The organism is Bacillus sp. D7-8, from assembly GCF_052055895.1.
In the GTDB taxonomy this organism is placed as follows: Bacteria; Bacillota; Bacilli; order Bacillales; family Bacillaceae; genus Bacillus; species Bacillus velezensis.
In genome coordinates this window covers 3488300-3500754 of the sequence record NZ_CP179922.1, presented here as the reverse complement: position 1 = coordinate 3500754, position 12455 = coordinate 3488300, and the positions used below count along the sequence as shown (strand labels likewise).

Here is a 12455-nt window from a genome sequence, read left to right as displayed (position 1 = left end):
AAAAGAGAAGGATACTGCGGAGGGGAAAACAGTGGATAAAAGAACAACAGCGGTAAGGGACATATACCGCTATGAAAAAGGGGTATTAACAAAGACGGCGGATCGGATGGTTTCAGAGTATCCGCTGACCGTCATGGTGAACGGACAGGAATTTGTTACGCTCGTCTGCACGCCTGACCATTTAGAGGAACTCGTCATCGGATTTCTCGCATCAGAAGGCGTCATTCGTTTTGAAAAAGAAATCAAAAGCTTTACTATAGATGAAAGTCTCGGGTTTGCATATGTTGAACTGACGAATCCCGGAGTGCTTGAGCAAAAAGACTATACGAAGAGGGTCATCGGTTCATGCTGCGGGAAAGGCCGCCATTTTTACTTTCAGCAGGATGTGAAAACGGCCAAAACCGCCGTCAGCCGTATCACCATAACTCCTGAGACGTGCCTTCGCCTGATGAAGGAGATGCAAAGCGGGAGCGGCACCTTCCAGGAAACGGGCGGCGTCCATAATGCGGCGCTGTGCGATACGGAAAAGCTGCTCTTCATGAGGACGGACATCGGGCGCCACAACGCGCTGGATAAGCTGTACGGCTGCTGTTTGAAAAACGGAATGCCGGTCCGTGACAAGCTGATCGTCTTCAGCGGCCGGATTTCCTCAGAGGTTTTATTAAAAGCCGCAAAAATCGGCGTGTCGATTGTCATTTCAAAATCGGCGCCGACGGAGCTCGCGCTGCAAATGGCGGAAGAGCTGAACATAACCGCGATAGGTTTTGTCAGAAACGGATCATTTAACGTATACACACATCCTGAACGGGTTGAACAATAGAAAGGGGTCTTGGGCTTATGAATACAGAAACGCGCCGGGTGACAGACAAAAGGGAAAGGCCGCTCAGGGATCTTCGTATCTCTGTAACCGACCGCTGCAACTTCAGATGCACGTACTGTATGCCAGCCGAATTATTCGGACCGGATTATCCATTTTTACAAAAGACGGAATTGCTCTCCTTCGAGGAGCTTGAGCGGCTTGCGAAGCTGTTTGTCGGCCGCTTCGGCGTTGAAAAAATCAGGCTGACGGGCGGAGAGCCGCTCATGAGAAAAGATATGCCTGAATTGATCAAAAAACTTGCGCGCATCCCCGGACTTAAAGATATCGCGATGACGACAAACGGCTCTCTTCTTCCCGTGTATGCGGAAAAACTGAAGCAGGCGGGGCTGCATCGCGTGACAGTCAGCCTCGATTCTTTAGAGGATGAGCGGTTTAAGGCCATTAACGGCCGCGGGGTTTCGGTGAACAAGGTGCTTGAGGGCATTGAGGCGGCAAAAGCGGCCGGACTCGGTGTGAAAATCAACATGGTTGTTCAAAAGGGCGTCAATGAAAAAGATATCCTTCCGATGGCCCGCTATTTTAAAGAAAAGGGTCATATTCTCCGGTTTATTGAATTTATGGATGTAGGCAATACGAATCAATGGAATAAAAAAGACGTGATCACGAAGGCCGAGATTATTGATCTGATCAACCAGCACATGCCGACGGAGCCGATAGAAGCGAATTATAAGGGAGAGGTCGCTTCCAGGTTCCGCTATCTTGACGGTTCCGGCGAAATTGGCGTGATTTCTTCCGTCTCGGATGCATTCTGCGCCTCCTGCAACAGAGCGCGCCTGTCGGCGAGAGGCGAGCTGTTTACGTGCCTGTTTGCGTCAAGCGGCTATGATGTTCGGAAACTCGTGCGCGGCGGTCTGACCGATGATGAATTGACGGAATCCATCGCTTCTGTCTGGAGAAATCGCACGGATCAGTATTCAATTGACCGCGCGCTTTCTAAAACGGATGGGAAAAAGAAAGTGGAAATGTCTTATATAGGCGGATGAAGAAAAGCTTGCCCGGACAAGGGCAGGCTTTTTTATTCACAATATGAGAGCGGTCTGTTCAAAAAATACCGGTGACAGCCGAAATATATGATAGGAATTTTGATGCAGGACAATCAAGTTATGCAATTCCAAAGCCATACAATATGTTAAAATATAACCAATAGAAATTAGAAAAGGTTGTGAAAGGGGCATGACCGCATACGAGATTCCGTCATCTCAAGTTGGAGTCAAGATCAACAAATGGTACAAGCACATTTTAGCGTTTCAAGCGGCTGATGCCATAAAGCTGAAAGAGGAAATTGATGAGGATATACAACGTATGGAGGAAGACCAGCTGCTGCTGTTATATTATCAGCTGATCAGCTACCGCCATCATATTATGCTTGATTACGTCAAGCCGGAATGCACCGAACAATCACAGATTCAGTACAGCGAGCTGCAAAAGACGATCGAAAGCACGGACAGCATATCGGGACTGTCTGAGTATTATTTCCATTTGTTCAGAGGGATGTATGAATTCGATCACAATAACTATGTTGCGGCTATTTCTTTTTACCGGAAAGCGGAAAAACTCCTTTCATTTGTCGAGGATGATATAGAGAGGGCGGAATTCCATTTCAAGATGTCTGAAGTGTTTTATGTCATGAAGCAGACTCATTTTTCCATGAATCACGGGATTCAGGCGCTGGATACGTATATGAAACACGATTTCTACAGAGTGCGGAGAATTCAATGCCATTTCGTCATCTCAGGAAACTACATCGACTGCAAAAACTACGACAAAGCGCTTGAGCATTTAGACGAAGCCCTCCGCCTTTCTTTGCTTGAAGGACAGCCCCGCCTGATCGGGTCTTCGCTTTACAATCTGGGGAATTGTTATTCTGAAAAGCGCGATCTGGATGAAGCGGCCCGGTACTTTAGAAAAGCGGTTCCCGTTTTTGAAGAGCATCAGCTTGAACAGCTTCCGAAGGCGCTGTTCAGCTTAACGCACACCCTTTTCAGGCTTCATGATGACCAAGCGGCCCTTACCTATTATGAAAGAGGGGTCATGATCGCGAAAGAACGGGGCGATCGATTCAGTTTAGAGAAGTATAAGTTTTTACAAGCGCTTTATTTGGAGTCACTCAATATGGATTTAATCCATGAAGTGTTTGACTATATGAATGAAAAATCGCTGTATGTGTATATTGAAGATTTCGCCTTGGAGGCCGCCGTTTACACAAGCGCACATGAGCAATATAAAGAAGCGGCGTATTTTTATGAAAAAGCGATTCGCATGAGAGAAAACATTCAAAAAGAACAGTGTTTATACGATATATAATTTTCTTAACCATCTGATCAGCAGATGGTTATTTTTTTATGCACATCATAACGTTTGACCATAGAAAAAAACGGAAAAATCGCAAAAGAGAGAAAAAAGTACGATGGGAAGGAGGGATTTGTTGTTCGGATTCAATGATATGATAAAGTTTTTTGTATCATTTCTCATCATTCTGCCGATGGTGTCTGTCATCCATGTGGCGGGACACAGCTTTATGGCCATGCTGTTCGGAGGCAAGGCATCATTGGATATCGGAATGGGGAAACGTCTTTTAAAAGTAGGGCCGATTCAGGTTCGGCGTATCTACTTCATAGATTCTTTCTGCAAGTTCGGCGAATTGCGGATAGATAACCGTCTGACGAGCGCGCTCGTCTATTCCGGAGGCTGTCTGTTTAATCTCGCTTCTATCTTTTTAATAAATCTGCTGATCATAAAAGATGTCCTCGAGCCAAACTTATTTTTTTACCAATTTGTCTATTTTTCAACTTATTATGTTTTCTTTGCCCTTCTGCCGGTGCAATACGGGGATAATAAGCTGTCAGACGGATTGGCTGTTTACAAAGTGCTCCGCTACGGGGAACGCTGTGAAATCAATAATTGAGAGTTGAAATGTTTGCTATCAGGCTGAAAGGGAAGAAAACAAGTACACAGAACAAAAAAGGAGCTGAAGAGATCATGAGTCAAGATAACGGTTTAAAAGACAAAGTAAAAGGCGGCATGAACAAAATGAAAGGGGAAGCAAAGGACAAAGCAGGCGACATGGCAAACAAGTCCGACTTAAAAGCGGAAGGTAAAAAAGACAAAGCGAAAGGCAGCCTGCAAAAGGGTGTCGGCAAAACGAAAGATAAACTCAGTGATGATTAATTTGATAGTGAAACACAGCAAAAGCCCAAAATATTTTGGGCTTTTTGTTATGAGAAATGACAAAAATTCCAGTTCATTTGGTTAATATTCACTAAATTTTTAAATATTCTATAAATTCCCCGGCGATTTCTTTATAATATTCACATAGAATGTAACCTTTCTTCACATTTGATTAAACGTTTGTTGAAGAAAAAAATGAGAAATCGGTAATTTCTGCAAAAGGAATCGGGTCGTTCACCGTCGAATAACTTTTATCACTTAACATTTCATGAGGTGAAGGGGGTGACGGCCGCCTGCATCGTTTCGGTATGACCATGCGGATTGTGTTTGACTATCACTAAGGGGGAATACAGATGAAACTGACACCGGTTGAACAAGAAAAATTGCTTATTTTTACGGCGGGAGAGCTCGCTAAGCAGCGGAAGGCGCGCGGCGTTCTGCTGAATTATCCCGAAGCCGCCGCATATTTGACCTGCTATCTGATGGAAGGCGCGAGAGACGGAAAAAGCGTTGCTGAGCTGATGGAATCCGGCCGCAATGTATTGACGGAAAAAGATGTTATGGAAGGCGTTCCGGAAATGCTGGACAGCATTCAGGTGGAAGCGACGTTCCCGGACGGGGTTAAGCTTGTCACCGTTCATCAGCCGATCAAAGCGGAGGTGAAGTCATGAAGCCGGGAGCGATTCAAGTCGCAAAGGGGATCATCACCATTAACGAAGGCCGGAAGACGCTGGAGGTGTCAGTCACCAATAACGGAACACGGTCAGTGCAGGTAGGATCGCATTTTCATTTTGCCGAAGCCAACGGCGCCCTTTCCTTCAATCGGGACAAAGCAATCGGCATGCGCCTTGATATCCCGTCAGGCACATCTGTCCGTTTTGAACCGGGAGAAGAGAAAACCGTCACGCTCGTGGAAATCGGAGGGCGAAAAACGGTCAGAGGTCTCAACGGCATGGCCGATACGTATATGGATGAGCGGGGAAAAGAGAAGACTCTGTCAAATCTTAAAAAAGCCGGATGGATGGAGGAGGCGATCCGATGAAAATGTCACGTGAGCAATACGCAGAACTGTTCGGACCGACAACGGGAGACAAAGTCAGACTCGGAGATACGGATTTATGGATTGAAGTCGAAAAAGATTTCACGAATTACGGTGAAGAAATGATTTTCGGCGGAGGGAAAACAATCCGGGACGGCATGGGGCAGAACGGGCGTATCACCGGGAAAGACGGAGCGCTTGATCTGGTCATTACAAACGCCGTTATCCTGGATTATACCGGAATCGTCAAGGCGGATATCGGGGTGAAGGACGGCCGGATTGTCGGCGTCGGAAAAAGCGGCAATCCTGATATCATGGATGGGGTGGACCCGTACATGATTATCGGTGCCGGAACAGAAGTCATTTCCGGCGAAGGGAAAATCGTAACGGCCGGCGGGGTGGATACGCATATCCACTTTATCTGCCCGCAGCAGATGGAAGTCGCGCTTTCTTCAGGCGTGACCACGCTTCTCGGCGGCGGAACGGGTCCTGCGACGGGAAGTAAAGCGACGACTTGTACATCCGGTGCATGGTACATGTCGAGAATGCTGGAAGCGGCCGAGGAGTTTCCGATCAACGTCGGTTTCTTAGGAAAAGGGAATGCATCCGATAAAGCGCCGCTGATCGAGCAGGTGGAAGCAGGCGCGATCGGCCTGAAGCTGCATGAAGATTGGGGATCAACGCCAAGCGCCATTAAAGCTTGCATGGAAGCAGCGGATGAGGCGGACATTCAGGTGGCGATCCACACAGACACGATAAATGAAGCGGGCTTTTTAGAAAATACGCTTGATGCGATCGGCGACCGGGTTATTCATACATATCACATAGAGGGAGCCGGCGGAGGCCACGCACCGGATATTATGAAACTCGCATCTTACGCCAATATCCTGCCGTCCTCTACGACGCCGACGATCCCGTATACCGTCAACACGATGGACGAGCATCTTGATATGATGATGGTCTGCCATCATTTAGATTCAAAAGTGCCTGAAGACGTGGCGTTCAGTCATTCACGCATCAGAGCGGCCACCATTGCGGCGGAGGATATTCTGCACGATATCGGCGCGATCAGCATGACGTCATCTGACTCGCAGGCGATGGGCAGGGTGGGGGAAGTGATTATCCGGACATGGCAGGTGGCCGATAAAATGAAAAAACAGCGCGGCGCTCTATCAGGAGAAAACGGCAATGACAATGTGCGCGCCAAACGCTATATCGCCAAATACACGATCAACCCGGCCGTCACTCACGGCCTGAGCCATGAAGTCGGTTCCGTTGAAAAAGGAAAGCTCGCCGACCTTGTACTATGGGACCCGGTTTTCTTCGGCGTCAAACCTGAACTTGTGCTCAAAGGCGGCATGATCGCCCGCGCCCAGATGGGAGATCCGAATGCTTCCATTCCGACGCCTGAGCCCGTGTTTATGCGGCAGATGTACGCATCATACGGTAAAGCAAACCGAAATACCTCTATTACATTTATGTCCCAGGCCGGTATCGCAAACGGTGTGCCGGAAAAGCTCGGCCTTGAAAAAATGATTTCTCCCGTACGGAATATCCGTAAGCTGAGTAAGCTCGACATGAAGCTGAATGACGCGATGCCGAATATACAAGTCGATCCGAAAACCTATCAGGTGTTCGCCGACGGAGAAGAGCTGGCATGCCAGCCCGTCAGCTATGTTCCGCTCGGACAGCGTTATTTCTTATTTTAATCCCTCTTCGGCCGGTTTCCCGCCGGCCTGTTTACCCTCTATTGCCAACTTGATTTCATCCTGCCGCCCGTTTTAGTGTATATTAGTAGTTGACAAACAAATGAAATGTAACTATTACGGTTACAACGGTGGTGAAAAACATGATTAACAGCCGTCTTGCTGTGGCCATTCACATTCTATCGCTGATCTCAACGGATGAACGGGCGTCATCGGACATGATTGCGGGCAGCGTAAACACCAATCCCGTCGTCGTGCGGAGAACGATCAGCCAGCTGAAAAAAGCGGGTATTCTGACTTCCCGGGCGGGTGTTCCGGGAGCCAGCCTGAAAAAAGATCCGTCGGAGATCACCCTCTTAGAGGTTTACAGGGCGGTGCAGAATAGGGAAGAGCTTTTTGCGGTTCACGACAATCCGAACCCCGACTGTCCGGTCGGCAAAAATATTCAGCGCGCGCTCGATGAGACGTTCGGAAGCGTACAGCGGGCAATGGAGAATGAACTTGCGAGCAAGTCCCTTTATGATGTAATGAATCATCTCTTTTGTTAAAAAGAGATGGGTTCATGCCGCTAGCGGTGTAACAAAAATGGTTACAAGGGATAATGAGGAAATCACGGTTTTGACCCCATATTCAGACAAGCCTGGATGCGGGATTGCGATCTGTTTAATGAAGAAATCCTCCGAAACTAAAGGAGGTGGTTACCGGGATATTTTTATTTTGCTTAAGACTTATGTGAAGGTGTCAGCTGTGAGCAAGTTAAACAAAAAATGATACCCTGCCTCCGGTAATGCCAAAACCGTTCGCCTCTTAACAATCATTATAAAATTTCTCTAGGAACGATCAGCAGCCCGTTAGCTGCCCCTAATTAAAGATGAGCTGTTACCACACTGTTACATTAGAACTTCCGCTGCTTTTATATCCTTCTGTCGCTAAGACTTGATAAGCCCAATTACTGCCTAGATTCATTCCATGGCTCTTCCAGGCGTTAACATGATTGCTGAAAGTGATTGCAGCGTTGCTTCCGGTTGGTCTCTTCGACTGGCGAACACTCCAGTACTGCGTAAAAGTAGTGTTATCGCCATCGATGGAAGGTGCGTTATAACGTGTTGTTGTATATATGTCATATGTACCTCCATCACTCTTTACAGTACCTTTATACGTTCCGGTAGGTCTGTAAGTACCCCATGAATCCACTACATAATATTCGATGAGAGGTGCTCTCGTCCAGCCATATAAAGTCAAATATCCATTGCCATTCGGCGCCCAGACTCCGGCATTATAGTTTATTGTTCTAAATGCCGAGCCTGTAGTCCAGCCTTTACCAACAACGAAATTTCCGGTATTAGACCAATTAACACTGTAATTCCCGCCAGATCCATTGACAGCGTTGACTGTTCCGCCCCCATCAGTCCAATTTTGCCAGTAATCTGTGCCAGCTGCAGAGGCGGTTGCCGAAAACATGCTGATACTCATGAAAGCAGCCGTTAATCCAACTAAGAATTTCTTTTTAAACTTAAACATATGTTACCTCCTATACTATTTTTTCTGACTTTGACATGAGGCAGCACTCGTAAATATTTAACGAACGCCAACGCTTTTGATCGTTCCTTTCAATATAATAGCATGAATACATGAGTGAATATTAAGAACAATTGTAATTTAATTACAAAGACCCAAAAAACTGTATGATAAGTGGTCTTGTTCCGCCATGGCTTTTATCCTTATTTTGCAGAATCACAATTCTTGCTTCTAAACCTGATCAGGAACAGTCGAACAATTGAGTGATTTCAGTTGAAACTCTGAGGAAAAGTTTTTTTGATGTGATGGCGACACGTCTGGCTGAAGCCGAAATGTCCGAAAGAATATTTGCAGACAGCGTCTCAGCTGCGCTATTATGCCATCGCCGTATTGGCAAATCCAGAGCAGAAAAACTTTCCCGTTGTCGAAGAAGCGGAATAAAAAAATCCCGGGCGGATGCGCCGGGATTTTCCTTTTTAATATGTATTGGCATCAATATTATTAAACACGCCGTCCACGATGCCGAGCGTCATGAGGACAATGAAGAGAACAATACCGAGAACGGACAAGCCGATCGTCACAATCAGGTAGATCCCCTGCATTTTCACGAACTTTGCATAATTCTCCAGCATATGTTCCTCTGTCAGTTCATTGAACTGCTCCGCCATCTGTCCCGCTTCATTTGCCGAGCGCATCAGAAAAATGCCGGCAATGATCTGCAAAACGCCGGGAATGGCTCCGATTAAAAAGAAAAACGCGCCCGACAGCGCCGCAAACGCACCCATAATAATAAATAAAATACCTGTCGCTTTTCCCCATTTCGAAATAGAAATAAGCGAACGATTCACTGATTCAGGTTTCAAACTTTGGCACTCCTTTACAAAAAAATACTCACTTTTCATTTATACACTATTCGGTCATTCTTTTGAATATAAAATGTGTTTTTTCATGCCGTGTCCGTTTTTATATCAGAAAATTCCCGAGAAACACCTCGGGAATTACAAAATCGGCGAAAGAAGTCTTGAAATCGATTCTTTAATGCGGATCCACAGCGAACGCTCCTGATATTCTTCATACGTATATTTTCTGGAGACGAGCAGATCTTCTTTAAATGAGGAAATGAGTTTTTTCGCAATGGTGACGTCATAAATAAAGGCGTTGACTTCAAAATTAAGTCTGAAGCTTCTGACGTCGATATTCGCCGTACCGACTGAAGCCGTCTCATCATCGACGACAATCGTTTTTGCATGAATAAAGCCGTTATCGTAAATGTAGACTGAGGCTCCGGCTTTCAAAAGATCGCCGATGTAAGATAAAGTCGCCCAGTAAACGAAAGCGTGATCCGGCTTGTTCGGAATCATGATTTTGACGTCGATGCCTGACAGACAGGCGATCCTGAGGGCATCTAAAAGACTTGAGTCAGGAATAAAGTAAGGCGTCTGAATCAGGATTGACCGTTTGGCCGTTGAGATCATCTTGATATAGCCGTTTTTAATTTGTTCCCATTCTGAGTCCGGTCCGCTCGTGACAATCTGCATCCCGACATTGCCCTTCGGCTCGCATTCCGGAAAATGATTCGGAACGTATGTGAGCGTATGATGATGGGAGGCTTGGTTCCAATCGAGGATAAACCGTGTCTGAATGGCGTGTACCGCCGTGCCTTGAAGCCTGAGGTGCGTATCGCGCCAGTAGCCGAATTTCGGATTCAGGCCGAGATATTCATCTCCGACGTTAAAGCCGCCGACATAGCCGGTTTCGCCGTCAATGATGACGAGCTTGCGGTGATTCCGATAATTGAGCCGCAAATTAATCGGACGAAGCCTGGAAGGAAAAAAGACTTCCACATGGCCGCCGGCGTCCCGCAGCGGTTTGAAGAATTTTTTTCTGAGTGATCTTGAACCGAGTTCATCATATAACACTCTGACTTTTACGCCTTCGCGTGCTTTTTTCACTAAGGCATCGCGCAATTTTTTTCCCAGTTCATCACCTTTATAAATATAGTATTGAAGGTGAATGTGATCTTTTGCGTTGGAAATGTCCTTCATTAAGCGTTTGAACTTATCGCGCCCGTCCGTCAAAATCTCCACCGAATTATCCTCTGTAAAGACTGCGTGGTTGTTCATGACAAGCATATAGATGAGGTCTTTATTATCCACAGTCGCTCTGTTGTTAAATTGGAATTGCCTCGACTTCAGATCCTTCAGCTGAGACTTCAGCAGCTTTTCAATCCCGATTTTTTTACGGTCTTCCCATTGAAACAGATGCTTGCGTCTCAGGTTATGGCCGAATAACAGGTATAAAATAAACCCTAAAATGGGAATAAAAAAAAGAACCAAGAGCCAAGCCCATGAAGCGCTGGCATCGCGTCTTTCTTTGAAAATCATGATGACGGCCAAAAGTATATTTAAAACGAAAAAAAATCCGAATAAAATAAATGAAATGCTCACTTTGCAACCCCGCTATATCATATTTATCAAGACTGTGCCCATTAGTATTCCGACAAGTGCAGCAATCTGATTCCCATTTCAAATTATAACATTGACATTTTGAAAGAATAAAGAGCCGGAATCAAAGATGAATGCAGTTTTCTTTCAAAGAAAGTTCCGGGTGCGGTAAAATATGCATATATGAAAAAGAAGACAAAAATGACAGCAAAGGGGAGAGGGCATGAAGCTGGAGCATGCGGAACAATTGCCGGGATTCATAAAAAAAGAAATTCAGAAAATACAAATCGCCATCGCGCCGCTGATGAAAAAAAGCATCATTTACCGTTTTCTTGCTTTCCCGCTCGCCGCTTTTAGTCTGTTTCATCTGGCATCGCTTTTGATTCAGGCCCCTTCCGGGAGAGGAGCTCTCGTATCGGCCGGCATTTTTGCCCTCCTTGCGGCTCTGGGTCTTGCGTTTTTTAAGGAAGCCGGCTATCAGCGGAAACAGGTGCAAAAAACGATCCGCCTTTATATGCTGAACAGAATCAGAAAAAGCGATATTCTGTCCGAGGAACGGAAAAGCGCCTATACCCGGCTGATTGCCGAGGAGCCGTCTGCGATGAAGAGCTTTATTGAATTTTTAACGGAAGAAGACCGGAAAAAAGAAATGCTTTATTAAAAAAGAGCTGACGCGCGATCAGCTCTTTTTGTCATTCAAACACCGGGTCGTTCTCATAGTAATATGAATCAGGCGTGTCATACGTATCAGTGCTGTGATAAGCGATAATTCCGATGACAGCGAAGATGACGACTAAAATAAAAGCGAGAATGCCCAATACCACACTGGATGCCGCGTAAAAAAACTGCATTTTGATAAATGACGCGTAATGTGCAAGCATATTTTCTTCCGCGTTTTCTTCTAGTCCTTCCTGAAGGGCGGCAGCCGCTTTTGCCGAGCGCATCAGCATGACGCCGGAAATGATGAGCAGAACCCCCGGAATGGCTCCGAGCAGCGTCACAATGGCTGACAGAGCGGAAAGAGAGCCCGTGATGATCAGAAACACGGCGGTGATCTTTCCCCATTTGGCGATGTCGGCAAGGGAACGGGCTTTTTTATTGAGCGGCTGGTTTTCGTCTTTGTCTTTATCGATGGTGATCATGACAGTTCTCTCCCTAAAATGTTCAAGTCATATCGTTTTCCGTCCATTTCGGCGATACCCGGGAATACGCCCCATTCGGTAAAACCGAATTTTTCAAACAGCTTAATGCTCGGCACATTATGTCCGAAGATAAAAGCCATCAGGCTGCGGATGCCGATTGTCGGAGCGAGTGCCAGGGCTTCTTTCAGCAGAAAGCTTCCTGCTCCTTTGCCGCGGCAATCCTGATGCAGATAGATGCTGATCTCCGCCGTTTTGTCATAGGCCGGACGGCCGTAAAACGTTTCAAAGCTGATCCAGGCCGCCACTTTGCCGGTTTCATCTTCCGCGACCATCAGCGGGCGCCGGTCCGTGTGCCGCAAAAACCAATCCATCCGGTCTGCGGGCGTCACTTCTTCCGTATCAGCCGTTACCATCCGTGAGGCAATCGTCGAGTTGTATATGGCCACCACCGCATCTAAATCTTCCAATACGGCTTTGCGCAGGGTCAAATTCATATTCCGGGATCTCCCTTCACATTTCATTACATAATTAAGTGCAATCTGCACATACTATTTCCAA

At 46.4% G+C, this 12455-nt stretch carries 15 protein-coding genes; 10 read left to right on the top strand and 5 right to left on the bottom strand.

Annotation, left to right across the window (positions count from 1 at the left end):
- The first annotated feature begins 31 nt into the window (after positions 1-31).
- The 9 genes from fdhD (at position 32) to ACKTRM_RS17220 (ending at position 7341) form a co-directional block, all read left to right on the top strand.
- Positions 32-820 (top strand): formate dehydrogenase accessory sulfurtransferase FdhD, encoded by a 789-nt coding sequence (gene fdhD, locus ACKTRM_RS17260; protein ID WP_012118656.1) that lies wholly within the window; start codon positions 32-34, stop codon positions 818-820.
- Positions 821-837: 17 nt separating this feature from the next.
- Positions 838-1863, top strand: a complete 1026-nt coding sequence (gene moaA / locus ACKTRM_RS17255; RefSeq protein ID WP_012118655.1) for a GTP 3',8-cyclase MoaA — start codon at positions 838-840, stop codon at positions 1861-1863.
- A 190-nt stretch (positions 1864-2053) separates the two neighbouring features.
- The gene (locus ACKTRM_RS17250) at positions 2054-3184 is read left to right on the top strand and encodes a tetratricopeptide repeat protein (RefSeq protein ID WP_007407584.1); all 1131 of its coding nucleotides are present in this window, start codon (positions 2054-2056) and stop codon (positions 3182-3184) included.
- A gap of 121 nt (positions 3185-3305) precedes the next feature.
- Entirely contained in the window at positions 3306-3785 is a 480-nt protein-coding gene (locus ACKTRM_RS17245; protein WP_012118654.1) for a hypothetical protein, read from the top strand.
- Between the two features lie 74 nt (positions 3786-3859).
- A complete protein-coding gene (locus ACKTRM_RS17240) occupies positions 3860-4048 on the top strand; it encodes a CsbD family protein (RefSeq protein ID WP_012118653.1) in 189 nt (62 codons plus the stop codon).
- Between the two features lie 353 nt (positions 4049-4401).
- Complete coding sequence (ureA, locus tag ACKTRM_RS17235) at positions 4402-4719, top strand: urease subunit gamma (protein WP_007407581.1); 318 nt, start codon at positions 4402-4404, stop codon at positions 4717-4719.
- Positions 4716-5090: an urease subunit beta gene (ureB, locus tag ACKTRM_RS17230; protein WP_012118652.1), complete on the top strand. Its 375-nt coding sequence runs from the start codon at positions 4716-4718 to the stop codon at positions 5088-5090. The genes ureA and ureB overlap by 4 nt, the downstream gene beginning before the upstream one ends.
- Positions 5087-6796, top strand: coding sequence for an urease subunit alpha (gene ureC / locus ACKTRM_RS17225; protein WP_012118651.1), 1710 nt, complete (start codon positions 5087-5089; stop codon positions 6794-6796). The genes ureB and ureC overlap by 4 nt, the downstream gene beginning before the upstream one ends.
- 140 nt (positions 6797-6936) lie before the next feature.
- Positions 6937-7341, top strand: a complete 405-nt coding sequence (locus ACKTRM_RS17220; RefSeq protein WP_007614341.1) for an Rrf2 family transcriptional regulator — start codon at positions 6937-6939, stop codon at positions 7339-7341.
- 331 nt (positions 7342-7672) lie between these two features.
- On the opposite strand, the gene xynA is transcribed toward ACKTRM_RS17220, so the two are convergent.
- From xynA to cls, 3 genes are all read right to left on the bottom strand, one after another.
- Positions 7673-8314 (bottom strand): endo-1,4-beta-xylanase XynA, encoded by a 642-nt coding sequence (xynA, locus tag ACKTRM_RS17215; protein WP_012118650.1) that lies wholly within the window; start codon positions 8312-8314, stop codon positions 7673-7675.
- 473 nt (positions 8315-8787) lie between these two features.
- Positions 8788-9174, bottom strand: a complete 387-nt coding sequence (locus ACKTRM_RS17210) for a DUF5362 family protein (protein ID WP_012118649.1) — start codon at positions 9172-9174, stop codon at positions 8788-8790.
- A 135-nt stretch (positions 9175-9309) separates the two neighbouring features.
- Positions 9310-10758 (bottom strand): cardiolipin synthase, encoded by a 1449-nt coding sequence (gene cls, locus ACKTRM_RS17205; RefSeq protein WP_012118648.1) that lies wholly within the window; start codon positions 10756-10758, stop codon positions 9310-9312.
- A gap of 220 nt (positions 10759-10978) precedes the next feature.
- Between cls and ACKTRM_RS17200 the strand changes: the two genes are divergently transcribed.
- Positions 10979-11416 carry a DUF5392 family protein gene (locus ACKTRM_RS17200; protein WP_007614328.1) on the top strand — a complete coding sequence of 146 codons (438 nt, stop codon included), beginning with the start codon at positions 10979-10981 and terminating at the stop codon, positions 11414-11416.
- Positions 11417-11447: 31 nt separating this feature from the next.
- On the opposite strand, the gene ACKTRM_RS17195 is transcribed toward ACKTRM_RS17200, so the two are convergent.
- Both ACKTRM_RS17195 and ACKTRM_RS17190 read right to left on the bottom strand, forming a co-directional pair.
- Positions 11448-11897 carry a DUF5362 family protein gene (locus ACKTRM_RS17195; RefSeq protein WP_007407573.1) on the bottom strand — a complete coding sequence of 150 codons (450 nt, stop codon included), beginning with the start codon at positions 11895-11897 and terminating at the stop codon, positions 11448-11450.
- Entirely contained in the window at positions 11894-12385 is a 492-nt protein-coding gene (locus tag ACKTRM_RS17190; protein WP_101563124.1) for a GNAT family N-acetyltransferase, read from the bottom strand. Before ACKTRM_RS17190 ends, ACKTRM_RS17195 begins: the two co-directional genes overlap by 4 nt.
- Positions 12386-12455 lie beyond the last annotated feature (70 nt).